The sequence below is a fragment of the Sutterella wadsworthensis genome (assembly GCF_003315195.1).
Lineage (GTDB): Bacteria > Pseudomonadota > Gammaproteobacteria > Burkholderiales > Burkholderiaceae_F > Sutterella > Sutterella wadsworthensis.
In genome coordinates this window covers 1-26,941 of the sequence record NZ_QNRV01000012.1, presented here as the reverse complement: position 1 = coordinate 26,941, position 26,941 = coordinate 1, and the positions used below count along the sequence as shown (strand labels likewise).

At 57.8% G+C, this 26,941-nt stretch carries 18 protein-coding genes; 6 read left to right on the top strand and 12 right to left on the bottom strand.

Annotated features, from left to right (window positions below):
- Positions 1–107 precede the first annotated feature (107 nt).
- Both DES29_RS06435 and prmB read right to left on the bottom strand, forming a co-directional pair.
- Complete coding sequence (locus tag DES29_RS06435) at positions 108–2,048, bottom strand: ABC-F family ATP-binding cassette domain-containing protein (protein WP_021994670.1); 1,941 nt, start codon at positions 2,046–2,048, stop codon at positions 108–110.
- 66 nt (positions 2,049–2,114) lie between these two features.
- Positions 2,115–3,047 (bottom strand): 50S ribosomal protein L3 N(5)-glutamine methyltransferase, encoded by a 933-nt coding sequence (gene prmB / locus DES29_RS06430; RefSeq protein WP_021994671.1) that lies wholly within the window; start codon positions 3,045–3,047, stop codon positions 2,115–2,117.
- Between the two features lie 478 nt (positions 3,048–3,525).
- Between prmB and smc the strand changes: the two genes are divergently transcribed.
- The 3 genes from smc (at position 3,526) to DES29_RS06415 (ending at position 9,880) form a co-directional block, all read left to right on the top strand.
- Positions 3,526–7,107 carry a chromosome segregation protein SMC gene (smc, locus tag DES29_RS06425; RefSeq protein WP_113854630.1) on the top strand — a complete coding sequence of 1,194 codons (3,582 nt, stop codon included), beginning with the start codon at positions 3,526–3,528 and terminating at the stop codon, positions 7,105–7,107.
- A gap of 132 nt (positions 7,108–7,239) precedes the next feature.
- Positions 7,240–9,204 (top strand): sensor histidine kinase, encoded by a 1,965-nt coding sequence (locus DES29_RS06420; RefSeq protein ID WP_113854629.1) that lies wholly within the window; start codon positions 7,240–7,242, stop codon positions 9,202–9,204.
- Positions 9,205–9,220: 16 nt separating this feature from the next.
- Positions 9,221–9,880 carry a response regulator transcription factor gene (locus DES29_RS06415; protein ID WP_021994675.1) on the top strand — a complete coding sequence of 220 codons (660 nt, stop codon included), beginning with the start codon at positions 9,221–9,223 and terminating at the stop codon, positions 9,878–9,880.
- Between the two features lies 1 nt (position 9,881).
- Here the strand turns inward: DES29_RS06415 and def are convergent, their stop codons facing one another.
- From def to DES29_RS06395, 4 genes are all read right to left on the bottom strand, one after another.
- On the bottom strand, positions 9,882–10,421 hold the full coding sequence (def, locus tag DES29_RS06410) for a peptide deformylase (protein ID WP_021994676.1): 540 nt from the start codon (positions 10,419–10,421) through the stop codon (positions 9,882–9,884).
- 29 nt (positions 10,422–10,450) lie between these two features.
- Positions 10,451–11,203, bottom strand: a complete 753-nt coding sequence (locus tag DES29_RS06405) for an S-methyl-5'-thioinosine phosphorylase (RefSeq protein ID WP_021994677.1) — start codon at positions 11,201–11,203, stop codon at positions 10,451–10,453.
- 2 nt (positions 11,204–11,205) lie between these two features.
- Positions 11,206–13,443 (bottom strand): NAD-dependent DNA ligase LigA, encoded by a 2,238-nt coding sequence (gene ligA, locus DES29_RS06400; RefSeq protein WP_113854628.1) that lies wholly within the window; start codon positions 13,441–13,443, stop codon positions 11,206–11,208.
- A gap of 135 nt (positions 13,444–13,578) precedes the next feature.
- Positions 13,579–14,808, bottom strand: a complete 1,230-nt coding sequence (locus DES29_RS06395) for a hypothetical protein (RefSeq protein ID WP_046446324.1) — start codon at positions 14,806–14,808, stop codon at positions 13,579–13,581.
- Between the two features lie 318 nt (positions 14,809–15,126).
- Here DES29_RS06395 and DES29_RS06390 point away from each other — a divergent pair, with 318 nt between their 5' ends.
- The 3 genes from DES29_RS06390 (at position 15,127) to DES29_RS06380 (ending at position 19,712) form a co-directional block, all read left to right on the top strand.
- The gene (locus DES29_RS06390) at positions 15,127–17,532 is read left to right on the top strand and encodes an aconitate hydratase (RefSeq protein WP_113854627.1); all 2,406 of its coding nucleotides are present in this window, start codon (positions 15,127–15,129) and stop codon (positions 17,530–17,532) included.
- Positions 17,533–17,864: 332 nt separating this feature from the next.
- Positions 17,865–19,343 carry an FAD-dependent oxidoreductase gene (locus tag DES29_RS06385; RefSeq protein WP_021995518.1) on the top strand — a complete coding sequence of 493 codons (1,479 nt, stop codon included), beginning with the start codon at positions 17,865–17,867 and terminating at the stop codon, positions 19,341–19,343.
- A gap of 21 nt (positions 19,344–19,364) precedes the next feature.
- The gene (locus tag DES29_RS06380; RefSeq protein ID WP_005430699.1) at positions 19,365–19,712 is read left to right on the top strand and encodes a cytochrome c3 family protein; all 348 of its coding nucleotides are present in this window, start codon (positions 19,365–19,367) and stop codon (positions 19,710–19,712) included.
- Between the two features lie 165 nt (positions 19,713–19,877).
- On the opposite strand, the gene DES29_RS06375 is transcribed toward DES29_RS06380, so the two are convergent.
- The 6 genes from DES29_RS06375 to DES29_RS06345 all read right to left on the bottom strand — a co-directional run bounded on the left by DES29_RS06375 (position 19,878) and on the right by DES29_RS06345 (position 26,820).
- Positions 19,878–20,582, bottom strand: coding sequence for a FadR/GntR family transcriptional regulator (locus tag DES29_RS06375; RefSeq protein ID WP_016473964.1), 705 nt, complete (start codon positions 20,580–20,582; stop codon positions 19,878–19,880).
- 94 nt (positions 20,583–20,676) lie between these two features.
- On the bottom strand, positions 20,677–23,373 hold the full coding sequence (gene mutS / locus DES29_RS06370; RefSeq protein WP_113854626.1) for a DNA mismatch repair protein MutS: 2,697 nt from the start codon (positions 23,371–23,373) through the stop codon (positions 20,677–20,679).
- Positions 23,374–23,534: 161 nt separating this feature from the next.
- Positions 23,535–24,425 (bottom strand): inositol monophosphatase family protein, encoded by an 891-nt coding sequence (locus DES29_RS06365; RefSeq protein WP_021995521.1) that lies wholly within the window; start codon positions 24,423–24,425, stop codon positions 23,535–23,537.
- Between the two features lie 493 nt (positions 24,426–24,918).
- A complete protein-coding gene (gene kwaB, locus DES29_RS06355) occupies positions 24,919–25,833 on the bottom strand; it encodes an anti-phage protein KwaB (protein WP_113854624.1) in 915 nt (304 codons plus the stop codon).
- A 60-nt stretch (positions 25,834–25,893) separates the two neighbouring features.
- On the bottom strand, positions 25,894–26,364 hold the full coding sequence (kwaA, locus tag DES29_RS12740; RefSeq protein WP_408056440.1) for an anti-phage protein KwaA: 471 nt from the start codon (positions 26,362–26,364) through the stop codon (positions 25,894–25,896).
- 84 nt (positions 26,365–26,448) lie between these two features.
- Positions 26,449–26,820 carry a helix-turn-helix domain-containing protein gene (locus DES29_RS06345; protein ID WP_113854622.1) on the bottom strand — a complete coding sequence of 124 codons (372 nt, stop codon included), beginning with the start codon at positions 26,818–26,820 and terminating at the stop codon, positions 26,449–26,451.
- Positions 26,821–26,941: the final 121 nt, after the last annotated feature.

The window sequence follows — 26,941 nt, the reverse complement described above, 5'->3', positions numbered from 1 at the left end:
AAAGAGAAAACCGCTCGCGGCTATGCCAAAAAGGCGCGCGAGCGGTTTTTTTGTGCGCTTAAACGAACGCTGCAGTAATGACTTATGACGGCGTTTAAAAAGCGCGCTTATGCAGATGCGGCGGTGCCCAGGGCTTCGATTTTTTCTGAAAGTTCAAGCCAGTGCATTTCGAGCGCCTCCACTTTGGGGGCGAGCTCTCCGTGCTCACGCAGGGTTTGGGCAACCTTGCCCTGATCTGCGCCGTTATAAAAGGCCGGGTCCGCGAGCTGCGTGTCAAGGGCCTTAAGTTTTTCTGAGAGCGCGTTCATTTCCCGCTCCACCTTTTCGAGCTCCTTCTTCAGGGGCTTACGCAGCTCAGCGATGCGGGCGCGTTCCTGCGCGGCCAATCGGCGCGCTTCCTTATTGTTGACGGGCTGAGCTTCGTTTCGGGCGGCTTTATCCGCTTGATGCTCGGCACGCGCTTCGGCGGCAGTCACGCGCCGGTGGTCGAGGACGATCTTGGCGTAGTCATCGAGGTCGCCCTCAAACACCTCTTTGCGGCCTTCATGCACCAGCCAGAGTTCATCGGTCACTGCCCGCAGCAGATGGCGGTCGTGGGAGACGAGAAGCACTGCGCCTTCGTAGGTTGAAAGCGCCATGGTGAGTGCTTCGCGCGTTTCCATGTCGAGGTGATTGGTCGGTTCGTCAAGCACCAGCAGATTGGGTTTTTTCCAGGCAATGAGCGCGAGGGCGAGGCGGGCCTTTTCGCCGCCCGACATCGGCGCAACTTTGGCTTCAGCGAAATCGCCCGAAAAGCGATAGGTACCGAGGAAGTCGCGCAGTTCCTGCTCGCGGGCGTCAGGCGCCAAATGCCGCAGGTGCTCGAGCGGCGTTTCATCCATCCGCAGCTGATCGAGCTGGTGCTGCGCAAAATAACCGATTTCAAGTCCCTGACCGCGGCGCAGTTCGCCCGACATGGGGGTGAGTTCTCCGACAATGGCTTTGACCAGCGTCGATTTGCCCGCGCCGTTGACGCCGAGAATGCCGATGCGCTCGCCCGAACGAATGCTGAAGGAGACGCCCGAAAGCACCACCTTGTCGCCGTAGCCGATCTTCAGGTTTTCCCCGTCGACCAAATGCTCAGGCAGCCGCAGGGGCTTGAGAAAATTGAATCGCCATTCGCGTTTGGCGCGTACGGGTTCGACCGTCTGAAGCTTTTCGAGCATTTTGATGCGCGACTGTGCCTGACGGGCTTTGGTGGCCTTGGCACGGAAGCGTTCAATAAAGCTCGTCAGGTGCGCTGCCTGCGTTTCATAAGCGCGGCGGGCAGATTCCTGAGCGCGGAGTTTTTCAATGCGAGCCAGTTCAAACTGGGAGTAATTCCCGGCATAGCGGCAGATCGTGCCGTCTTCAACGGACCAGATCGTATTGACCGCACGATCGAGAAATTCACGGTCGTGCGAAATGATGATGACTGTCGCTTCAACGCGGCGGAGCCAGTTCTCGAGCCAGATGAGCGAATCGATGTCGAGGTGGTTCGTGGGTTCGTCGAGCAGCAGCAGATCAGCCGGACGCATCAGTGCACGGGCGAGCTGAATACGGTTGCGCCAGCCGCCCGAGAAGTCGTGCACTTTGCGGCAGCTGTCGGCTTCCGCAAAACCCAGACCGGCCAGAATGGCTTTGGCCTGTGCCACCACGGCACCCTCATTGACTTCCGCGAGTTCGCTGTGCGCGGCAGCAAGCGCCATTTCGTCGCCGGAGGCTTCGGCTCGCTTGAGCGCAGCTTTGGCGTTCATTAAAGGGGCATGACCGGAAAGCACGCAGTCGATGCAGGAGATATCTTCAACCGTGAAGCTCTGCGCGACATGGGCAATGCGCTCATGGGGCGGCGCTTCAAGTTCGCCGTCTTCGGGAGCAAGGTCCCCCAGAATTGCAGCAAAGAGTGTGGATTTGCCGCAGCCGTTGGGGCCGACCAGACCGATGCGTTCGCCCGGCGAGGCAATGAGATTGGCGTGAGCGTAGAGCAGTCGCGTCCCGCGCATCAGCGCGAGGTTGAGAAGTCGAAGCATGAGCGAGGCGACGCATTTCGAAGCGAGGGCAGAGGTCGCCCTCGTTTCGAAATGCGGGTGCAGAAATCAGTGTTGCATTTTGAAATATTGAGCGAGATCGGCGCGCTGCGCGAGAAACACCTGATCGTCGCCGCCCGAGACCGAAAGCCACGTAATGGGCAGACCGGGGAAAGCCGCTTCAACGGCTTCGAGCCCGTCACCCACTTCAACGACGATGAAGCCCTCTTCGGTCAAATGATCTGCGGCTTCGGCGAGAATGCGGCGAACGACGTCCATGCCGTCTGCACCGGCAGCCAGGGCGAGGGCCGGTTCATGACGGTATTCGCTCGGCAGCCGCTCCATGGCATCGGTGGTGACATAGGGCGGGTTCGAGATAATGATGTCAAAGCGCCGTCCCTGAAGATTTTCAAAAAGATCGCTCTGAACCAGTTCCAGCGTCTCTTCCATGTCATAGTCCCGGCGATTGATCTTGGCAACCTCCAGCGCAGCTTGGGAAATGTCCGAGCCGGTGACCTTCGCATTGGGAAAAGCACCCTGCGCGAGAATGGCTAGACACCCAGAACCCGTGCAGAGGTCAAGCACGCTTTGCACCGCTTCAGGATCTGCAGCCCAAGGGGCCAGATCTTCTTCGAGCAGCTCCGCGATGTAGGAGCGGGGAATCAGCGCACGCTCATCAATGTAGAAGCGGTGCTCGGTGAGCCAGGCTTCCTTCAGGAGATAGGCGGTGGGCGTCTTGTCATGCACACGGCGGTCGATGAGATGCACGATTCGCACGAGCTCGTTGTGGGTGAGCGCAGCATCGAGGAACATGTCGAAATTCTCAAACGGGAGTTTCAGCGCTCGGCAGATGAGAAAGGATGCATCTTCGAGAGCGCTTGGCGACCCATGTCCAAATGAAAGATCGGAGGTTTCAAGTTCCGTAACGGCCCAGCGGTAAAGGTCGCGGATCGTTTTCAGGTTGTGAATGGGATCGTCAAGCAGCGGCGCAATTTCGTACATGTTTCGGATATCCCCGGATGTCGCGGAAGGTCCCAAAGTCCGCCAGCCGCTTTGCGGCCGACTGGTTCAGCAGGGAGCCTCATGAATGTCGTCAGAATTTTTTTGAAGCCTGCATTATAAAGAGGTCGTCTGGCCGCAAAGTTTGGGAAGCTCATTCCAATGAAGGCGACTGCGGGTGGTTTGATTCTGATGATGATTCATGGCGACCGGGTTTTGCGGACTCTCGGAGACCGCAAAGAGCGTTTTGTCTCTTACACATGACAATGCTAAAGACGCCGCAGAGAAGCGCTGCAGTGTTTTCGATGACGGCAGACTTTTGCCGATGGCAGAGCCTCTCCGAGCGTCCCGTTTGCAGCGGCCAGAGACTCTAAGCGCTTTGCCGCAAGGATGGTGAGACCAACGGGGCGACTCTCGCTAAAATGCGTGCAGCTGGTTCTTCCAGTGATCCTCTTCTTTCCTTATTTCGTCTGAGCCTCCTTTGCACCTTCGTCAGATCAAAATCGCCGGCTTCAAAAGCTTCGCGGACCCCGTAGTGATCGAACTGCGGGACCCGCTGATTGCGATCGTGGGCCCGAACGGCTGCGGCAAATCGAACATCATTGATGCGGTTCGCTGGGTGCTGGGCGAAGGCCGCATCGGCGAACTGCGCGGTTCGAGTTCGATGAGCGAACTGATTTTCGCGGGCTCTACCGGCCGTGCGCCGCTCGGACGAGCAAGCGTCGAACTGGTGCTTGACAACGCGGACCATCAGGTGAAAGGGCCGTGGGGGCAGTACGAAGAATTGTCCGTACGCCGCGTGGTCACCAAGGAAGGCGTATCGGCCTACTACATCAATCACCAGCAGGTGCGCCGCCGCGATGTCCAGGAAATCTTCATGGGCACGGGGCTGGGCGCACGCAGCTACGCCATCATTTCGCAGGGCATGATTGCGAGCTTTATTCGCGCCAAGCCCGAAGAACTGCGCGTTTATTTGGAAGAGGCCGCCGGCGTGTCGCTCTATAAAGAGCGCCGCCGCGAAACGGAGAATCTCCTCAAATCCACACGGGAAAATCTCGAACGCGCTGCTGACCTTCAGGCCGTGCGTGCTGAAGAGATCACTCGGCTGCAGGCCGAAGCAGATACTGCCGCCCGCTGGCAGGCGCTGAGCGACAAAAAGGTCCAGAGCGAATCGCTTTGGTACTTCCTGCAGTATGAAGATGCAAAGCGGGAATCCGATGCCGCGCGGGCGGCTATTGCGCAGCTCGAAAATGAGATTACTGCAAAGCGCCGTGATCTTGAAACGCTCGAATCGCATTCTGAAGACCTCGCTGCGGCTGAGCGCAGTGCTGATGCGGCGCACCGCAATGCTTCCGACGCCTTCCGTGAAAGCGAGAAGGAGCTCGCCCGCTTGGAGGGCGAGATGAGCCGCATCGTGGAACGTCGGCGATTGGCCGAACGAACCTTTGCAGAGGCCGAAGCCGCACTGAAAGAAAAGCGGGCATTGGCCGAGGAGCTCGAAGTTCGGATTGAATCAGCCGCGCAAAAAGAGGAGCGTCTCGCGGCTGAACTCGAAGAGCTCGATGAATTGAACGCCGCTCGAGATGAAGCCCTCGAAGGCGCTCAGTCTGCTGAAGAGGAGTCGCGCATGCGGGCGGAGTCTGCCGGCGCACAGCTCGCTCGCGCTCGTACGGAAGTCGAAGTGGCGGAGGCCGGCCTCCAATCTGCTCGTGAGCGAGCGGCGGAAGTGGCAGACCGAATGGCTCGTCTCGAGACTGATGCGGCAGATGCGTCTGAAGCGCACCCGGATGAAGAAACATTGGCGGCGCTCGCAGAATCTTTAGCCGAAGTCCGCGAAGTGCTCGAAGAAACGGCGGATGCCCGCGAAGACGCTGCTGCCGCAGCAGAAGAAACACGCGAACGCGCCAAAGACGCCGCAGAGGCGTACTTTGCCGCCCTTTCGCAGGTTAAAGCCCTGCGCGCAAAACTAGAAACGCTTGAAGCCGTGCAGCAAAAGGCACTGGAGTCTGACAGCCTCACGGAGTGGCTTGAGGACCAGGGACTCGACGGTCTGCCGGAATTGATTCACGAAATCAACATTGACGACGCCTGGACAACTGCGTTGGAAGCGGTGCTCGAACACCGTGCACGCGCTTTTTTGCTGCGTGATCTGCGTTCCGCTGCCGGGTTCGCAAGCGCTAAGGCGCGCCCGCCGGCAAGACTCGCTTTTGCGGCCCCCGCAGAGACTGCCGCTCATCCGCATCCTGAATGGGCGGCGAAGCGCTTGAGAAGCGTTATCCAAACCGATAATCCGGCGGCGGCTGCGGCGGCCGACGTTTGGACCGCAGGCGTCGGGCTCGCCTCTTCGCTTGAGGCAGCACTCGCAGCGCGCGCCGACATCCCGCCGGGATGCGCACTGGTGACGTCGCAGGGGGACCTCGTCAATGCGGCGTCCGTTACCTTTTGGGCTGCGGAAGATCCGCGCTTGGCAATCCTTTCCCGAGAACGAGAAATTGCGGAACTTACGCATCAGGTGGAGGCGCTTGACGAGGCAGCGGCAGCCGCTGACGACGCCCGTACGGCTGCGCAGAAAGCCGAAGCGGATGCGCGAGGGCGTGCCGAGGCGCTGCAGCGCGAGGTCGTTGAGCTCGAGCGCCGCACGGCCAAACTCGTGCTTGAAGAGCGCGAAGCCCGCAGTGCGTGGGAGGCCTGGCAGCGCCGAGAGGCCGATCTCAGGCGGTCGCGTGAAGAAATGGAGATCGAGGCTGAGCGGGCCCAAGAGCGTGTAGAGGCAGCGCTTGGTGCCGTTGAAACCAAAACGGAAGCGCTCGACGAGATTCAGCACGCCGCGGGTGAAGCTGCGGCTCTGCATGATCGGCTGCATGACCGGCTGGTTGACCTTAAGCGCGCTGCAGCGGAGTCGATTCATCGTGAAGCTATGAAAAAGCTCGAGGCGTCGCAGGCCAGAGAGTCCCGCACCGAGGCCGAACGGCGGCTCGCGGAAACTCGAAGCGACATTGCCCGAGAATCCAAGCGTCTCGAAGAAACCCGCGAAGTGCTCGATGCCCGTGAAGACGAACGGCTGCAAAGCGGCACGTCGGAGCTCCTCGAAAAAAATGCGAGTCTCGAAAAGGCATTGGCTGCCGCACAGACTGAACTTGAAGCGGCCCGCAGCAAACGTGAAGACGAACAGCGGCAGATCAAGCGCTTGAACGAATCGATTCTTCCGCTGACAGAAGAAATTGCTCGGCTGCGCGTAGAGGCCGAACAGAAGGCGGGACTGCTCGGGCAGTTCTCCGGGCGCATGCAGGAACTTGGTGCGGATTGGACCGAGCTCTCTAAGCTCGCGCAGGAACGAGGCGTCAAGGCCAACACGGTGCGTAACGAGGTCACGCGTCTGATGAATGAAATTGCCGCACTCGGTCCAGTCAATCATGCAGCTTTGGCCCATCTTGAGGCGGCGCAGGAAGCCATTCGCCTCGCAGAAGCTCAGATGCAGGATCTGCGGCAGGCCATTGAGACGCTCGAGGCGGCTATCCGCCGCATTGACGCAGAGACCCGTGCACGCATGCGTGAAACCTTTGACAAGGTCAACGAAAAGTTTAATGACACGTTCCGCGGTCTTTTCGGCGGAGGCCGCGCAGCGCTTCGCATGGAGGGCGACGAGATCCTCTCGGCGGGCGTTGAAGTTTCGGCTCAGCCGCCCGGCAAGCGTAATCAGACCGTGCGGCTTTTGTCGGGCGGCGAACAGGCGCTCACGGCCACGGCGCTCGTCTTTGCCATGTTTAAGCTTAACCCCGCCCCCTTCTGTCTGCTCGACGAAGTGGACGCCCCGCTCGATGAAGCAAATCAGGGACGACTTGCGCGTCTTTGCACCGAAATGAGCGCTGATACGCAGTTCCTCATCATTACGCACCATCGTGTCACGATGGAATATGCGAAGGCACTGATCGGCGTCACGATGAAGGAGCCCGGGGTGAGCCGGGTAGTATCGGTCGATATTGCGGAGGCCGTTGGCTATGCTCAGCAGGCTAATGAGCCGGCTGCCGCCGCGTCGACCAGTTCCGCCGGTTCGCTCTCCTGATGCGCCGTCGCGGATGTTTTCACTTTGCTTGCATTGTGCTGGCTCTAAACGCTAGGATGCAGGGAAGAGCTGTGCCAAAGCGTTTTTTGAGCGCGTCGGCAGCGCGCGAAGCCGTCTTTTCTGCAGCAGCCTATGAACCCACGACTCTTCTCTTTGCAGCCAGGTGCTGATTCCATAAAGAAGCTCGGCGCGCTTCTGGTTTTTGGGGCTTGCGGGCTCTTTTGCCCGCTCTCTGGCAGTGTGGCGGCGCCTTCTCAGCCCGACGCTTTAACGGCGGCGAGCTTCTCGTCGGATTTCCCGGCAGAGCATATGCCGCTCAAGGTGGGCGTGGTGAAATATGTCCGCCCGTCGCCCTACGAGCCGATTGTGGAAGCGACGATCGGGGCACTTAAGCGTGTGTTCGGCACGTCCAACGTCATCGTGACGCATTACGACCTGGCGGGACTCTCGCAGGCGATCCGCGAAGGCGAGGTGGATCTTTTCCTCTCAAGCTCTGGTTTTTACGTCCGCATGGAGCGCTACGGCGCCCGCGCAGCGGCCACCGTAGCGTCTAACAACTATCCCAATCCCAATCACAACGATGGTTCAACGATCGTCGTGTCTGCCGCGCGGAAGTCTCTCAATAAACTCTCGGACTTAAAGGGCGCGAAGCTCGTTCTTTCTTCTCCTCAGGCCTTCACCGGGCGGCAGCTTGCCGAGCATGTGCTGCTCAAGGCCGGCCTTAACCCCGAAACGCTTTTCAGTTCGCGTGTGTATTTGGGCGACGGCAAGCGTCTGGAGGGCGCCATTCCGATGATTCTTTCGGGAGAGGCGGATGTCGGCTTTTTCCGGCTCTGTTATCTCGAAGAGTGGCTCGCTTCGCACCCTAATGCCAAGGGACAGCTTAAAGTGCTTAATCGTCTGGATTCCGCGGAGCGGCCCGAGCCCTGCATGCGTTCCACGGCGCTTTATCCGTCATGGACGGTCGCAACAACACCGGCCACAGATCCGCGGGTATCACGTCTGGTGCTGCGCGCGCTCTTTGAAATGCCGCCCACGTTTGAGCGGGGCCTTTATTGGAGCGCCGCGACGGACTATTCAAGCGTGGATCAGGTTTTTCATGATCTGCGCATTGGTCCCTATGCCTATCTGCGGGACTGGACTGTCCGTCGGCTGATCGATGAGTACGGCACTTGGATATTGCTCTTTGCGCTGCTCCTCTTAGGGCTTATTTTTCACAGCGTGCGTGTGTCGCAGCTCGTGCGTGTCCGCACGGCTCATCTGCAGGAGGCGCTGCATGAGCAGCAGCGTCTGCAAAACGATGCTCGAGCTGCGGCCGAACGCGTTGAACATATGAGCCGAGTGGGCGCAGTGGGGCAGCTCTCTACGATTTTTGCGCATGAGATGCGTCAGCCGCTCGCCGCTATCTCGCTTTATGTCTTCGGGCTTAAGCGTCTCGTTCAATCCGGCAGCATGACGCCCGAAAAGATTGAGGCCATTGCCGGGAAACTTGAGACGCAGACGGCTCGCGCCGACGCGATTGTGAACCGCGTACGGGCTTACGCAAAATCCGATAAGCCCGTGCGGGAAGCCGTGAGTTTGGTCGAGGCGGCGCGCAAGGCCCTGCGCGAGCTCACCACGACCGGACGCTGGCATGCCGCCGTGTCGATCGCGGCGCGTGAGGACGTCCAGTGTTTGGCCGATCCGCTCGAGCTCGAACTCGTGGCGATGAATCTCATTAAAAACGCGCTGGAAGCCGTGGAAGGGCTCCCGGCCGGTATGGTGAATATCGCCGTGAGCGAGCATAACGGCAAGGCTGAACTCACTGTGCTTAATAACGGCCCGGCGGTGTCCTCAGAGCTTGTCGAACGGCTTAACGACAGGGCAGCCTCCGGCTCGAGCAGCAAAAAGAGCGGTTTGGGGCTGGGGCTCTCGATTGTGCGCAGCATCCTCGAACGTCTGGGCGGACGAATCACTTTTACGGCTCTGGCAGGGGGCGGATTGGCCGCCGTGGCAACGCTTCCTACGCTCGCGCGGGCGCTCTCGCTTCATCAGGCGGCCGAAGGCACGGCCGATGCTGCAGAACCGAGAGACATCGGCCATTCATCAATGAACTAAAGTTCCTGAAAGCATTATGAGACCCAGTCAGAAACAGATTACCCCCGAACAGCTTGCCTTCGCGCAGGTGCACGCTTTGGTGCGCATTGTGGATGATGAAGCGGATCTGCGCGAAGCCTTGAGCTTCGTGCTGGATATGGAAGGATGGAAAACGGTCACCTACGGGCGGGCAGAAGACTTCTTCACGGGAGATTCCCCGTCGGAGCCGGGCTGCGTGGTGCTCGACGTGCGCATGCCGGGCATGAGCGGGATTGAGGCTCAGCATGAGATGAGGAGCCGCGGCATTGCGCTCCCGATCATTTTTCTCACCGGTCACGGCGACGTCGATATGGCGGTGGGGGCGGTGCAGGACGGCGCATTTGATTTTCTCCTGAAACCCGTCGACAACGAGCGTTTTCTCAACTCGGTCGCCTGTGCGGCTTGGGCGAGCGCCGCTGCTGCAGCGGGGCTCCCTGGAGAAGACTCGCTCGAGCGGCTCGCCGCCCTCACTAAACGTGAGCGTTCGCTCGCCGAACTCATTGCGCTCGGCCTCACGAACCGCGAAGCGGCTGAACGCAGCGGCATTGCACAGCGTACGATGGAAGTGCACCGAGCAAACATTCTGCGCAAACTCGGCGTCAAAACGCCCGAAGATATTCGGCGGCTGCTTGAGATGGCTGCCGCCGAAAAATCGTAGTTCACCGCTGATCTTTGAGCTCGGGAAAGAGCACGTCGGAATAGCCGAAGTGCGTCCAGTCCTTGATGCGCATCGGATAGACGATGCCTTTTAGGTGGTCAAACTCATGCTGCACCACTCGGGCATGAAACCCTTGGGCTTCTCGCTCGATGGTCTCGCCGTCAAGTCCAAAGCCGGTGTAGTGAATTCGCCTGGCACGAGGCACAACCCCGCGCATGCCGGGGACGGAGAGGCACCCCTCCCAGCCGTCCTCCCAATCATCAGCGGTGCCTTCGAGCAGCAGTTCGACGGTGGGGTTGATGAGCACGGTCTGCGGCACCGCCGGCGCATCCGGGTAGCGGCTCGACGCTTCAAAACCAAAACAAATGATGCGCTCACTCACGCCCACCTGAGGCGCGGCAATGCCGACGCCGCCCTCGGCATGCATGGTGTCCCACATATCCGCAACGAGCTTTCGGAGTCTGGGGCTCCCGAAATCCCGAACCGGCAGTGCCTCCTTCATGAGCACGGGTTCCCCAAGACGCATGACTTCCAAAACCATATCGGCAGCTCCTCCAATGAGATCTGGTGTTAAGCCCGCACGTCAAGGATGCGCACGGCTTCTTCAACGACATCTACGGCACTTTTAGCTGCACGGTCAGCCGCGTCCTTCAAGGCTTCAAAGCGAATCGCGCGTTTGGATTCCCGCAGGCCTGCAGCGGAATTGACGATCGGGCAGATGGCGGCATAGGGGAGATCAAGCTCACGGGCCAAAGCGCATTCCGGATAGGCCGTCATGCCGATGACATTAGCGCCGTCACGCGCATAGCGGGCGACTTCCGCAGCGGTTTCAAGGCGCGGTCCCTGGGTGCAGGCATAAACGCCGTCGGCCACGATGGTTTTTCCCAGACGGCGGGCGGCACTGATGAGGAGCGACGAGAGCGCTTGGTCAAAAGGCATGGTGAAGTCAATGTGCTTCACGCCGGCGTCCGGCGAATCATAGTAAGTGCATTCGCGGCCCCAGGTATAGTCGATCAGCTGGTCGGGCACCATCAAGTCGCCCGGCAGGAGCGCTTCGCCGATGCCGCCCACGGTCGCAACGCCGATGATGCCTTCAACGCCCGCACGCTGGAGTGCCCAGATGTTGGCTCGGTAGGGAACGCGATGAGGCGCGTACTCATGGTGCACGCCGTGGCGGCGCAGGAAGACAATTGGGCGGCTCCCCAGTCGCCCGAAAATAAGCGGGGCGGAAGGCCGTCCGTAGGGTGTCTCCATGTCGATTTCTTCGGGATCTTCAATGATCCCGGGACGGTCAAATCCAGTTCCGCCGATGAGTGCGAGCATGATCAATCCTTTTTTTCGAGTTCTGCGGGAAGCGTGCCGCCTAGGAGCACGAGGAGCTTTGCTTCGTCAATGACAGGGATGCCGAGTTCCTCGGCTTTGCTCAGTTTGCTGCCGGCGTCGGCCCCAGCGACCACGCACCACGTGCGGCGGCTTACCGATCCGGCAACTTTTGCTCCCTGTGCGGTGAGTCGGTCCTTGGCCTCGTCACGGCTCAGTGTCGGCAGTGTGCCGGTGAGCACAAAGGTTTTTCCGGAGACCAGACTCGGCGCGGTCTTTTCGACCGCGGGCCAGCAAATGCCGCGGGCGATGAGCGCATCAATAACGGTGCGGTTGTGCGGTTCGCGAAAGAACGCATAGATGCTTTCGGCCACCACTTCGCCGACATCGGGTACGCCGGTAAGCGCTTCCATGGAGGCATTTTCAATGGCGCTCAGCGTGCCGAAATGGTTGGCAAGTCCGAGCGCCGTGGCTTCGCCGACATGGCGGCAGCCAAGCGCAAAGACGAAGCGGGCGAGCGTGGTATGGGTGCTCGCCTGAATGCTGGCGAGCAGGTTGGCGGCGGCCTTGGGTCCCATGCGTTTTTCGGGTTTTTCACTTCCGGCAGTCGCCGTCGTGGGGGCGGTGAGGGCTTCGAGCGTCAGACCAAAGAGGTCGGCAGGCGTCTTCACGAGGCCTTCATCAACGAGCATGTCGACGATTTTTTCGCCCAGACCGTCAATCCCCATGGCGCGGCGAGCAGCGAAATGCACAATGGAAAGCTTCATCTGCGCGGGACAGACGAGGCCGCCCGTGCAGCGCATGTCTTTTTCTTCTTCATCCCGAATGACAGCACTGCCGCAGATTGGGCAGACATGAGGCATTTCGAAAACCTTGGTGCCTGCCGGCCGGCGCTCTTTGACGACGCGCAGAATCTCCGGAATGACGTCGCCCGCCCGGCGCAGCACAACAGTGTCGCCTACGCGCAGGTCGAGGTCTTTCACCACATGATCTTCATTGTGGAGCGTTGCGTTGGAAACCGTGACGCCGCCCACATAGACCGGCGCGAGACGTGCGACCGGCGTGAGCCGGCCGGTGCGGCCCACCTGCACGTCAATGCCGAGCACTTGGGTGAGCACCTCTTCAGGAGGGTATTTGTGCGCGCACGCCCAGCGCGGTTCTCGGGCAATGAAGCCAAGCTCTTCTTCAAGTTCGAGGCTGTTGACTTTATAGACCACGCCGTCGATTTCAAAGGGAAGCGACGCACGGGCCGCCGCAACTTTGTCGTGGAAGGCGGCGAGTGCTTCGGGCCCCTTGACGACCTCGCGCATGTGCGCAACGGGGAACCCCAGTTCTGCGAAACGGTCCAGTACGCCCGACTGCGTCTCAGCAAAGGGTTCAGAGACTTCGCCCAGACAGTAGGCATAGAAGTGAAGGGTGCGCTGAGCCGTTACGCTCGAGTCAAGCTGGCGCAGCGACCCAGCAGCGGCGTTGCGCGGGTTGGCAAACGGTTTTTCGCCGGCTGCTTCCTGTCGGGCATTGAGGGCCAGAAAGTCGGCCTTATGCATGATGCATTCGCCGCGAACTTCCAGAATATCGGGCACTTTGCTGTTGAGACGAAGCGGAATGGTGCGGATCGTGCGGACATTGGCCGTCACGTCTTCGCCCTCAACGCCGTCGCCGCGAGTGGAGGCTTCTGTCAAGACGCCTTTTTCATAACGCAGATTGGTCGCCAGACCGTCGAACTTCAATTCGCAGTCGTATTCGACGGGCGGGTCTTCCGGCGAAAGGCCCAGAGCTGAACGCACGCGTTCATCAAAGGCGGCTGCCCCGGCTGCCGAAAAGTCGGTTTCCGTATGGATGGAGAGCATCGGCACGTCATGGCGCACTTTCTTGAATCCGGTGCGGACCGCGCCCCCTACGCGCAAAGTGGGAGAGGTGCGGCTTTTGAGTTCAGGAAAGCGGGCTTCAAGCGCCTTCAGTTCATTGAACGCCCGGTCGTATTCCGCATCGGGCACGCTCGGCTCATCAAGCACGTAGTACTCATAGTTCCAGCGTTCAAGCTCAGTTTCGAGCTCATGCATGCGCGCGGGCGCTTGGTCGGGCGAAAGCACTTGAGCGTCGCCGCCGAAAAAGGAAGCCTGCGCGGGGGACGCCGCTCCCGAGGCTGGGGCAGCGGCGGCTTTGCCGGTTTTGCGGGTTCGCTGCGGTTTTGCTTTGACGGGCGCGGCTTCTTCGTTGTCGTTAAATAGAGAGGTCATCATGAAAATCTGCTCGGGGCAAACGAGGACGTTTGTCAGTCGTATTCAGTTGTGCTCAATGAAAAGGCCGTCCGACAATCGATATGGCAGTCGACAGTCGGGCGGCCTCGTGCGGAGTGCTTCGTGAATGGTTTCGCTTTAATGCGAGAAGAGAAGCTTGGCGCGCTCGGAGGCCGGCGTGACGCCGCCAGCGGACATGAGCTTCGCCTGCGAGGCGATCTTTTCGGCAATTTGCATGGCGCCGCCCGCATCAATCGGACGCGCTGCGCAGTCGGTCCAGATGCCGTTCAGGGCGGCGGAGAGACTGTTTGCGATGGCAAAGAAGCGCTTCAGGTCGCCGCGGGCCAGATTGGCGAGCGGAAGGGAAAGTGCCAGCGTGAGCGACTTGGTCTGATTGGGACCGAAGGCGAGCGTCATTACGGGGTCGATGTCGTCGACCGCGAGACGAAGCTCCCAGCGGCCGCTCGCCGCAGCAAAGCCGGCGGCTGAAGCGGCCGCGCCGACGGCGTCGAGCGAGAAGTTTTCTTCGGCTTCGCCGCGCGGAACAATGCGGACCTCAACGGCACGATCGTAGTATTTGATAAAGCGCTTGAGGTCTGCAGAACGCTTGACGGCGTCTTCGGGCTCCATCTCCCGACGCAGCGCCACTTCGTTTTGCGCAGCGGACTGCTCGAGCACTTGGAAGAAGCGCGATGCGGCGACGTCGTCGAGCTGTGCGGCGCGGTTGGCGAGCACCACAGCGGCTACAACGTGGCGGGCGGGGCCCGTCAGTTCGCCGGAATCGTAATAAAGACCGTCACGCGAGGACTGCGCCCAGATGCGCACAAGAAGCGGCAGCTGAAGGCGGTCCACCTCGAGTTTGAGGCTCTGTACGCCCCCCAAGGCGAACTGCATGCCTTCCCGCGGCGCAATGTCAAGGATCCATTCGATCATGCTGTCGACCGGGGGCTCTGCCGGATGGCGCTCTGAGCTTTCAGGTTCCGCGGCTTGAGCAGCGGCCTGAGCTTCCGCCTCGTCAGCAGCGCGCTGCGCTTCTTCCTCTGCTTCGAGCTGGCGGTAGATGGGCGGCTCATCCGAAGGCGATTGGGGCTCAAAAAGCTCCGATTCTTTCGAGGGCTTCGCAGCATCGGGATTAAACACCGGCTCCATAGGGGCGGCAGCGCTGGCCGCCGGCTTTGGCGCCGGGGCGTCAGGCGCAGGGCGCATGGCGGCGCCCCCCGCCACTAACGGATCGTCCATGGGGATTGGACGGAGTTTTTCCCCGGCCTCGCGGGCGCGACGTTCGTCGCGCCGGCCGCGAAGAATGATATAGACGGCGCAGACTGCTGCGACGACGATGATGGGAATAATGATTTCCAACGAAAACATGGCCCCTTGTACTCCGCGTGATGCCGAGGTTTTATAGAACTTTTTATTGTACGCACTCTATATAAAAACGTGCGGCAGAGATTCTGCCGGAACCGATGTGCGGGCGGGTAATGATGAGCCCCGAGGAGATGAAAACTTGATTTCATTCGGCTCTACGTAGTGGAACCTCGGGAGAAAAATGCGCGGCACGGAAAAACAAAGACGCCGAGCCAAAAACGATCGGCGCCGGACCATCCGTTGACCGATGGGGCAGTTCCCGCTTGCATCAAAGCATAGCCGGCAGGCTGTCCAGCGGTCCGCAACAGGAGAAACCAAAAAATGAAGACCCCCGCATTGAGCCGCCGCTCACTATTAAAAACTGCCGCCGCAGCCGGCGCCGCCGCTTCCGTGCCGACCTTTGCCTCGAGCGCTGCACTCGAGCCCGCTGCTGAGACCGGACACATCCGCAACTTCGACATGATCGAAGCCTTCTACCGCGAATATCCCAAAAAACTCGCGGCGGTTCGCGGACATCTCGGCCGCCCGCTCACGCTCGCGGAAAAAATTCTCTACACGCATCTCTATCATCCCGAAGAAATGCGCGAATTTAAGCGCGGCGCTGACTACGTCGAACTCCGCCCGGATCGTGCAGGCACGCACGACATTGGCGGCCCGATGGCCATTATTCAGTTCCTTTCTTCGGGCAAGGACCGCATTGCGCTGCCCGCTGCGATCGTCTGTGACCACTTGGTAATGGCCAACGCGGGTGCGATTCCTGACTTGAAGGTTGCCGATAAGTCGAACTACGAAACGTACGATTTCCTTGCCCGCGCGGCCAAGCGCTACGGCTTTGACTTCTGGCCTGCGGGCGCGGGTATCTGTCACCAGGTTTTCCTCGAGAATTACAACTTCCCGGGCGGCATGATGCTCGTCACCGACAGCCACACGCCTACTGCGGGCGGTCTCGGCATGCTCGCGATCGGCGTGGGCGGCGCTGACTTGGTCGACGGCCTTATGGGCATGGAGTGGGAGCTCAAGATGCCCAAACTCATCGGCGTGAAGCTCACTGGCCGCCTGCAGGGCTGGGCTTCTCCGAAGGATGTGATTCTGAAGCTGACGGGCATCCTTTCGACCAAGGGCGGCACCAACGCCATCATCGAATTCTTCGGCGAAGGCACGGAATCCCTCTCTGCAACCGGCAAGGCTACGATCTGCAACATGGGTGCGGAAACGGGCGCCACCACGTCGATCTTCCCGTTTGATGCTGCCATGGAGCGCTATCTCGTCTCTACGAGCCGTCAGGCCGTGGTCGACCTCGCCCGCGGCGTCGCCAAGGATTTGAAGGCTGACCCAGAAGTAGTCGCCGATCCGGCGAAATACTATGACCGCGTGGTGGAAATCGACTTGTCGACGCTCGAACCCCACATCAACGGTCCGTTCTCGCCCGATGCTGCGATGCCGATTTCGACGGTTGCTGCCAAGGCCAAGGAAAAAGGCTTCCCGCAGAAGCTCGAAGTTGCGCTGATCGGTTCCTGCACAAATTCGTCCTACGAAGACATTACGCGCGCAGCTTCGGTTGCCAAGGAAATGATCGACAAGGGCATTGAAGTGAAAACCCCGATCATGGTCGTTCCCGGTTCGGTCCGCATCTTTCAGACGCTCGAACGCGACGGTCTTTTGGACGTCTTCCGTAAGCTCAACGCGACGGTGCTTGCGACGGCCTGCGGCCCCTGCATTGGTCAGTGGCATCGTACGACGGGCGACATGACGCGTCCCAATTCCATCATCGAGTCCTTCAACCGCAATTTCGCCGGCCGCAACGACGGCAGCACCAAGACCAACGCATTCCTCGCCTCGCCCGAAATCGTCATGGCCATGGCTGCAGAAGGCGACATCACCTTTAATCCGCTCGCCGGAACGCTGAGAAGCCGCACCGGTCAGAATGTCAAGCTCGCCGAACCCAAGGGCGAAGAGCTGCCTAAGCAGGGCTTCGTCAAGGAAGTGGCCGGCTGCGTCCTGCCGACCTACGAAAAGATCGATATGGCGGTGAGCCCCACCAATGAACGCATTCAGCTCCTCAGCCCCTTCAAACCTTGGGACGGCAAGGACTTCGCGGCGCTTCCGCTCCTCATCAAAGTGAAGGGCAAGTGCACGACCGACCACATCAGCCCGGGCGGCAAGTGGCTGCCCTATCGCGGCAATATCGACCGCATTTCCGACAATCTGCTCGAACGCGGCATCAATGCCTTTAACGGACAGGCCGGCAAGGTTTGGAATACCGAAACGAAGGCCTACGATACGCCCGCCAAGGTAGCCCGCTATTACAAGAACCACCATGTGGCATCCGTGATCGTCGGTGACGACAACTACGGCGAAGGGTCGTCGCGCGAACACGCCGCGATGGAGCCGCGCTACCTCGACGTTGCCGTTGTGCTCGCCAAGAGCCTCGCCCGCATTCACGAATCCAACCTTAAGAAACAGGGCATTCTTGCGCTGACGTTTGCAGATCCCGCCGACTACGACAAGATCCGCGAAAAAGATCGTATTTCGGTCCTTGGCCTCTCTGAAATCGCTCCGAATAAGACCGTTGTGATTGAGCTCACGCACGAAGACGGCTCCAAGGAACGCTTTGAAGCCCGTCATTCCTATAACGCCAAGCAGCTTGCCTGGTGGCGCGCCGGCAGCGCCCTCAACTGGGTGGTTGCTCAGGAAAAGGCTGAGCAGTCCGGCGCCCGCAAGGCCTAACTGGAAGGATCTCCGGCAGAAATCTCCCGCTGCTCAACGGAGATCCGTCCCCGCCGCCGTCGTTCAATCGTTTCCGTGTGTTTTGGACGACGGCGGGTTTTCTGACGTCAGTCTGAAGGCTCTTTGATCCAGTACGCAGGTACGTAGTGGTTTTAAAGCGTCATCATGCCGCCGTGGGAGAAGTGCGCCTCAGGCGCCCTCCAAAAAAACTCAAAACAACCCATCTAAAGTCCGGACCTCAAGACCCCGCCGCCCATGTTTATGGATGGCTGCCGCTGCCCGACCGCTTTCGGGCCGGCCGTAAGCCCGGACTGCTTCAATAGGAGAAAGCAATGTCCGACATGGATATGAGCCGCCGTGGTCTTCTGAAGACCTCGCTCTTCGGCGCTGCCGCCGCCGGTATGACCGGAATCGCCGCGGCTGCTGAAGCCAAGTCCAGCAAGAAAGCCCCGGTTTATGACGCGATCGTCGTGGGCGCGGGTCCCGCAGGCCTGATCACCGCCATCACCGCCCACGACTTGGGCGCCAAGGTGGTGCTCTTTGAAAAACGCGACCGCCCGGACGGCAATGCCATTTACGCGCTGGGCTCGGTTTGCGGCTGGGGTTCTCGTCATCAGAAGGAGCAGGGTATTGAAGATACGGCTGAAGCCTTCAACGCCATGATGATGGATGTTTCTAAGCAGATGGGTGATAAGGCCCTTAACCGCACCTATACGGACAACATCTCTGAAGGTATCGACTGGCTCGAAAAGGAAGGCGTGAAGTTCGGCAAGATTAAGCCCATGCCTTATCCCCGTCTCGGCCGTACCTGCCGAGTATTGGGCGAAGGTCTCACGGGCGGCTCCCGCCTCGTGCAGACGCTCCTCGCTGCCGCCAAGAAGCGCGGCATTGAAATCCTCTACGAACACAAGGTGATCGAGCTTCTCCATGACGATCATTTCAGCGTCACGGGCGTGAAGACGCTCTCGGACGAAGGCCAGAAGGAATGGCTTTCGAAGGGCGGCGTCTGCTTGACGACGGGCGGCTTCTCGGCCAACCCCGAAATGGTGGACCGCTACATCGGCGGCTGGGCTACCCGCATGGTGCTGCGCGGTTCGCGGTCGACCACCGGCGAAAACATTTCGCTCGCGCTGCCGCTCTATGCCAAATTCGTCAACATGGACCAGTTCCACTGCGGCCCGATCGTCGGCATCACGCATGTGAATCCGGCCGATGTGCTCAATTCCGGCTACGGCGTTCAGGTGAACACCTCCGGCAAGCGCTTCATGGATGAAAACAACACCTATGTTGTCAAGGCCCGCACGACCGCGCTTCAGACGCTCGACAACCAGGCCTGGGTGATCGTCGACAGCGAATGTCCCGTGCTCGACAAGGTCATTGCGAAGTTCGATCGCCTCCACAGTCCCTACGGCAAGGCCGATACGATTGAAGAACTCTGCAAGCAGGTGAACCTCCCCGAAAAGAACGTGGTCAAGGAAGTGAAGGCCTACAACGACGCCCTTGCTGCCGGCAAGCTCGAAGAAATGGTTCCGCCCTGCACGTACAAAAAGCCCCATCCCGTTGCCAAGGCTCCGTTCTACGCCGTTCCGTTCCAGGGCGGCATGACGGCCACCTTCGGCGGCCCGCTCATCAACACCAAGGCTGAAATTCAGAGCCTTGACGGCGGCAGCATCCCCGGCCTTTACGCCGCGGGCAATGCCGCGGGCGGCATCTTCTTCTTCAACTACGCGGGCGGTGCTCAGCTCGGCGCTGCGACCGTCTACGGCCGTATCGCCGGCCGTGAACTGGCCAACCGCGCCAAGCAGAACTAAAAGACGGGAGAGATTTTTAAAATGACCAAGACCAAATTCCTGGGCCTCGCGATGGCCCTGTGCTTCGGTGCGGCGTTCTCGACGGCATCGATCGCCGGCGACTTCACCGCGGACTTCCACCTCGCGCACGGTCAGAAGTGCGAAACCTGCCACAAGACTGCCCCGAAGGCGGGCGCCAAGGTGAAAAAGCAGGTCTGCCAGGGCTGCCACAGCTACGAACAGCTGGCCAAGCAGACGGCTAAGGTTGAACCCAATCCGCACTACAGCCACCTGGGCGACGTGAACTGCACGGACTGCCACAAGGGTCACAAGAAGTCTGAACTGATGTGCAACAGCTGCCACCAGTTTGACCTCAAAGTTCCTCACTAACGTGAGTTAATCAGCAGTCTTCACTGATTGCTGAGCTTCAGAAAAGCCCGCCCGCTTCCTCTTCCACTTCCGGGAGCGTGTGCGGGCTTTTTTAGATGCCGGCGGCATTGAAAAAGCCTTCAGGTGCAGTGACCTGAAGGCTTTCCTCATATTGATGGTGAGCCGTTAAGCCGGGAGCAGGTCCACCTGTTCCTTCAAATGCTTGGAGAGGAGCGCCTTGGCGCCCTCTTCATCTCCGCGCTGAATGGCGCGCAAAAGCTCGCGCTCCTGTTGAGCGATCATCATGAAGAACGACGGGTCGTTTTGCGGCAGGTGGGAGGTCGTCTTCTCAAAGTACGTGATGAGCGCAGCGGAGAAAACTTGAAGCACACGGTTGCCGCAGGATTCAAGCAGGATCAGATGGAATTCGCGGTCCCAGCGGTCGGCTTCCTGCGTATTGCCGGCATTGGCCTCAATGCGGCAGATGGCGTTGTCGAGGCGCCCGAGCAGTGCGGGCGTCATGCGCCGCACGCAGAGCGGAATGATGTTGACCTCAATGAGCAGACGCGCTTCAATGAATTCGCGAATGTCGAAATTCGCGATATCCATCTGGACCTGAATCTGTGAGGACAGATTCTTCGGACCAAGAGCATTGACGGTCATGCCGCGTTTGGGAGCACGGTCGACAATGCCCATCTGGGAGAGAACGGAGAGGGCTTTTCGGACTTTGTAGCGCGTGACGTTGAAGCGTTCGGCGATTTCCGCCTCGGTGTCAATGCGGCCGCCCGACTTCGCTTGACGAAGAATGTGCTTGTGAATATCGCGAAAGAGCGTTTCTTCGTCGACCGGACGGTCTGACAGGTAGTTGGATTCCAAGGCGGTTGCTCCCATCACTTCATGAAATGCTGTTGACCCCTATTTTACGCGGATGCAGTCGGATCCTACTAAATTTGACGTATGGCGCGAATTCGGGAGGTCATTCAGGTTATTCGGATTTTTCGAGCGATTCGATGCCGGCAGCCCGCTCTCTAAATGCATAGAGGAGTTCCATTGCAGCCTTTGGCGTCATATTGTCAACGTCAGCCTGCATGAGATCGTGCGTGAGTGACTTTCTCGCCAGATCTGCCGGAGACGGTTCGCTTTGGAGGGGAGCGTCAAGCGGATCGGGTTCCCAGGCATCGTCTTCGGCGGGCAGCATCGGTTCGGCAAAAAGATCCGGCAGACTGCTCGTCTGTGCATTCGCCTGAGCTTCGAGTTTGGCAAGAAAACCTCTCGCGCGGCGAACGACCGGCGCAGGAACGCCGGCGAGCTGTGCGACGGCGATGCCGTAGCTCTTCGATGCAGGGCCCTCTTTGATTTCGTGTTTGAAAACGATTCCCGCGCTCCCCTGAGCAGCCGCAACGTGCACATTGGCCACTTCGCGCAGCTCCTGCGCGAGTCGCGTGAGCTCAAAGTAGTGTGTCGCAAAGAGCGTGAAGCTTCGCGTCTTCTGAACCAGTTCCTGAGCGATGGCAGCAGCGAGCGACAAGCCGTCAAACGTAGAGGTGCCGCGGCCGATTTCGTCCATCAGAACCAAGCTGCGGTCGGTGGCATGACTCAGGATGAAGGCCGCCTCGGTCATCTCCACCATGAAGGTGGAGCGGCCGTGGGCCAAGTCGTCGGATGCGCCGATGCGGGTATGCATGCGGTCGATGGGACCGATCTCGGCGGCCGCGGCGGGTACAAAGCTCCCGGCCCAGGTGAGGAGCACAATGAGCGCCACACTGCGCATATAGGTCGACTTGCCGCCCATATTGGGACCGGTAACGATCAGCATGCGGCGGCCGTCTTCCAAGCGGCAGTCGTTGGGAACGTAATTTTCAATCGCGGTTTCTACAACCGGGTGACGACCCTTGCGGATGTCGAGCCCCGGGCGCGATGAAAGCTTGGGGCGATGCCAGCGGTTTTCCGCGGCATGGCGTGCGAAGGCACAGAGCACGTCAAGCTGGGCGGCCGCTTTGGCAGCAGCGAGAAGCTCCGGCGTATGTTTGGCGGTTTCAGCGACGAGCTTGTCGTAGAGCTCTTTTTCGAGCGCGGCGGAACGCTCTTTGGAGGAGAGCGCTCGGTCTTCAATGGACTTGAGTTCGGGCGTGATGAATCGCTCGCAGTTCTTCAAGGTTTGCCGGCGCTGATAGTGCATCGGCACCTGATCGGCTACGCCCTTCGTCACTTCAATATAAAAGCCGCTTACCTTGTTGTACTGCACCCGCAGCGTATTGATGCCCGTGGCCGCGCGCTCACGTTCTTCCATTTCGAGCAGGATCCGGCTGGTGTCGTCGCGAAAGTGCCGAAGTTCGGCGAGTTCCGGACTGCAGCTCGAGGCGATCGTGTCGCCGTCACGGAGCATGCCGGGGGGCTCAGGGACAAGGGATTGCTCCAAGCCTTCCCAAATCTCAGAATTGAGCGTCATGCTCCGGCCGATGCCGGCAATAAGGTCAAGCGGCGAGTCAGCGAGCGAAGTGCCAAGCGCTGAAAGCGTGGGGAGCGTGTCGCGAAGCGAGGCAAGCTCTCGCGGACGAACCGTACCCAGACTGACGCGGGAGGCAATGCGTTCGACATCGGGGAGCGCATCCAGAACGGCAAAGAAGTGTTCGCGCGAGGGTTCGTCGCCCATGATCGCTTCGACGGCATCGTGGCGGGCCGAAGTATCTTCCATCGAACGAAGCGGTTCGCGCAGCCAGCGGCGCATTTCGCGGCTCCCCATAGCGGTGGCGCAGTGATCCATGACGGAAAAAAGCGTCGGGCCTTCGCCATTGGCTGAAAGCGATTCATCGACTTCGAGATTGCGGCGGGTGGAAGGGTCGAGCACGATGAACTGCGACTCTTCGACCAGTTTGAGCGGTTCGATGAAGGGGACCAAGTCAACCTGCGTTTCCCGGATGTAATCGAGAAGGGCATTGGCCGCAGCAAGAACCGTTGTGCGGTTGGTGACATCCCAGGCGTCCAGCGCGGTCATTCCAAAGGTTGCGCACAAATTGGAAGCGCCTCGTTTGGCGTCGAAGTGCCAATCGGGCAGTGTTGAAACGGCAATTTCAGGATGAGCCGTGCGCATTTCGCGCTTCATGTCTTCGTCGACGAGTAGCTCCGACGGGCGAATGCGCGCGAGCGCAGCCTCGAACGAATCCGGCGTCACTTCCTCCGCACGGAAGTCGCCGTTGCTGAGCGTGAGCCAGACGAGACCGATCGGCGCCGTCTTCTTTTTGGGAAAGCTCGCAGCGAGCAAAATGGAATCGGACTTTTCGGGCAGCAGCGACGTATCCGTGAGCGTGCCCGGGGTCACAATACGTGAGACCTCACGCTCAATCATGCCCTTAGCGCCGGGGGTATTGCCTTTTTGCTCGACGATCACCACGCTTTCGCCCTGACGCACCAGACGAGCGATATACGTGTCGAGCGAAACAGCAGGAATGCCCGCCATGGGAATCGGCGTGCCGTCGGTGAGCTTCCCGCGCTTGGTGAGCGTGATGCCGATCAGTCGGTTGGCGATAACCGCATCCTTGAAGAACGTTTCGTAGAAGTCGCCCATGCGAAAGAGCACCAGCGTATTCGGGTAGCGGTTCTTCACTTCAATGAATTGGCGCATCGCCGGAGTGAAGAGCGCCTGATTGCTGAAGTCGGGCGATTCGGAGGCTGCGTCGGTCATTGAGAGATCCTTTTCAAAATGAAGAGAATATGGAAAGCCGAAGTGTTCGGATACGTCAAGCCGCCCGGAAGGAGTGGCCTTGCGGACGGCTTGTCCATTTAAACCTGCTGAAGGCTCAAACGGGAAGCGCAGTGGACTGCGCTTAAAGCTGAGGGCCTAGATTAGGCCTTCTTGGTCGAAAGCGTGCGGCGAACTTTGTCGTTTTTGATCTGCACCTTTTCGTTCTGAGCAGCTTCAGTTTGCGTATTCACAGGGAGCTTCCCAACCAGAGGCAGAAGCTGAGCGAAAATCTTTGGGTTGCCGGCACAGACGTTCCCGGTTTCAAGCCATTCTTCGCCGCCCGTGAGGTCGGTGATCAAGCCGCCCGCTTCGAGAACAATGAGACCGCCGGCGGCGACATCCCAGGGCTTGAGGCTGAATTCCCAGAAGCCGTCGTAGCGGCCGCAGGCTACCCAGCAGAGGTCAAGCGCCGCAGAGCCCGGACGACGGATGCCGGCAGAGCGTTCGGCAACGTTCTTGAAGCCCTTGAGGTAACCGTCAATATCAGCGCCCGGACGGAACGGGAACCCCGTGCCGATCAGTGAACGGCGCATTTCGTCATTCTCAGACACGCGGATGCGGCGACTGTCGAGCTTCGCGCCCTGGCCTTTGGCAGCAGTGAAGAGTTCGTTCTTTGCAACGTCATAGACCACAGCGGCAATCGGCTCGCCGCAGTAGGTGAGCGCAATGGATACGGCGTACTGCGGAAGACCGTGGATAAAGTTCGTCGTACCGTCAATCGGGTCAATGATCCAGAGGAAGTCGCTCTTGGGACCGAGGCGGCCGGCTTCTTCCGTGAGGATCCCATGCTGCGGATAGGCTTCCATGAGTTCTCGCACGATGGCGGCTTCGGCAGCCTTGTCGGCTGAGGTCACGAAGTCGTTGCGAGCCTTGTCGGTAATTTCAAGCTGATCGCGATCCTGAGCGGCGCGGGTGATTTCACGCGCAGCAAGGCGTGCGGCCTTGGTGGCGGTGGCGACGAATGCGTTGAGCGACGACGTGGGGGTAGGCATTGGGATGATGCTCAATGGTTGAAGAGAAATCGACGGAGGGGACATCTTCAAAGACTCTCGGCATATCCGGAGCGCTCACAAGAGGTCCCTAAAAGAATGGCCTGAAAGTTTAACAAATGGCGGGCATCCCGGCTAAGGTGCCGCGTTGCTTTTGTAGCCTTTGAAGCCTTGAAAGCTTCGGCTGGCGACCCGCCTCGGCCTTTGGCGAGGCGGGTCATTGGTTGCTCGATGGTAAGACTTCTGATCTCTGCTCCTCGGAAGCAAAGCAGCTTTAGCACGGTGAGCATAATGAGCTGTTCGAAAATAAAGTTCCTTTGTTTATTGGATAATAATTATTTTATTCGATAGTTTATTTGGCTGCGGTAAGAGGTATTTTTGGACGATTAATAAATCTAAATTTAGAAATAATTAGAGGAAAAACATATTATCTTGGTCGTATAACGACATAAGTTGTTGTTGTAATTGCGGTTTGATGTTAGCACCTTTTATGGCACTAAATTTTGTTTTTTGCAATGGCTTCATAATTATTCTTAGTTAAATCTGATGACAGATAGTCGTCATTTAATAATTTATATAGACAATGAATACTTTTCTGGCTATTTAGTAATATCTTATTATTCTTTGTTTTTAAATTAAACTTATGCGTATTTTTCTTGACAAAATTTATAATAGCATCTTTATTCATTTTTAAAACTTGACTTTTAGCTGTGCGAATGATTTGTCGTGTCGAAACTTGGTGATTTTCCAAATATCCCTTTTCGTCTATTACAATATCAAGACTTTTTATTGAGCTGATCACGAAGTCTCTTTTTTGCTTTTTTATCTGGTCAAAAGAGAATGCTGTCTCAAAATGGCTGAGATCACTAATATAAAAATCATCTCCCATCAACATTACGTCGAAATCACCTGTGAGTCGAATAATATCATTCTCTAAGGGTTCAAATTTTGCGCCTGAGTTAATTAAAATAGTTTTCTTTGTGCCTTTTACTAATGAAATGGTATAAAACTTTTTAAAGAAGATTATATTTTCGGAGTATGAGCAAATTTTTATAAGTATCGACTGCGCCTTATTAATATCATTCTTTAGTTTGAAGTAATCGTCAGTGCTTTTACTTTTAATTTCTTTAATAATGTCAAATTCTTCTGGTGATTTCTCTAGATCATAACAGATGAGGGTGTCAGTACGCTCATCTATTTGTGATAGTGGAATAACAGATAAGTTTTTGCTGAAATATTGATTGATACTATCCAGAAAATCATCCGCAATTAATTCGGCAGCGCTGTCAACGAGATTCGCACGGAAGTATTTTCGGGATTCACTATTGCCAAACCCTAAATATAATTCAATATTCATCTCTGCAGAAATGACTTTTTCCCAGGTTTCTTTGATTTGTTTGATTGTTTTCATTTTCTTGTATAAGCCTTTTTCGCATAGGAAACGCCGCTGTCTAATGCTATTAATATAATCTCATCGTGAAGAGTTAGTTAATAATATGCATGATTTAATAGGTGCATCAACATTACTTTGCAAATTAACTTTATATATTATAAAGTTAAAAAGCGAGAGGGTAGGGTTTGCATAGAAAATATTGGATTTTATAGACATCAAGCCTAATGCTATTAGTGTGACGATGAAATATATAATTTGCCTGAAGGTTTCTAATTCAAATCCTGTTAAGGGAATAATATAAGTAGCGAGAAAGATCGGATAATCCGAGTTTGCATTTTCTATTTTTATTATTTTGAATGGTCCAGTTTTATCCTCTTTAATAATTGAATCAAATTGGGAATAAAACCACACTGAAAATATCAATAGAAAGAGGCATATTGCAGGTATGATATTTGCTTTTAATAAAGCGAATGGAGTGCATGATGCTGGTATTTCAATCTGCTTAATAATGATAATAATAAATAGTAAGCACAAAGAAAGCACATACATGCCGCATTTAATAAATATCGTTGTAAATAATCGGCTCATGTTTTTTATTGATGAATTGATCGCTGTGCGTAGGTCCTGTAACTTTCATGCTTCCGTGCCTAATTTTTCCATCCACCGCTTGCAGGTGCTCGCGCCGACGCCCGTAGCTTCCGCAATCTCATGCCAGGTGTGTCCTTTTTGGCGCATGCGCACGGCCTTACGTTTAACGGCATCCGAATATCGATAGAGATGCGGCGAAATGGTGGTGCGGAACTTCCCCGCACGCCATGCTCTGGCCCAATCCCGCAGCGTATTGGCGGGCAGATCCAAAATGCGTGAAGCGCGCTGATAGCCAATTCCGTGCGCAAAGAGCTCTGCGGCCTGCCGGCGCTTTTCATCGGACGCATACGGGGGACGCACGCGATCGGCAAACTCACCCGACAAAGCGCCCGAGGTTTCAGCTCTACTCTTCTTCATCATTCTCTCCGACCGGAAAATGCAGGCAAAAAGAAACCCGTCCCGCGCACTGCTGCGAGAGACGGGTTCCAATTGCCTCTTTGCGAGGCTCCTTCAGGGATCACTCCCGGAAGGCCTGTGG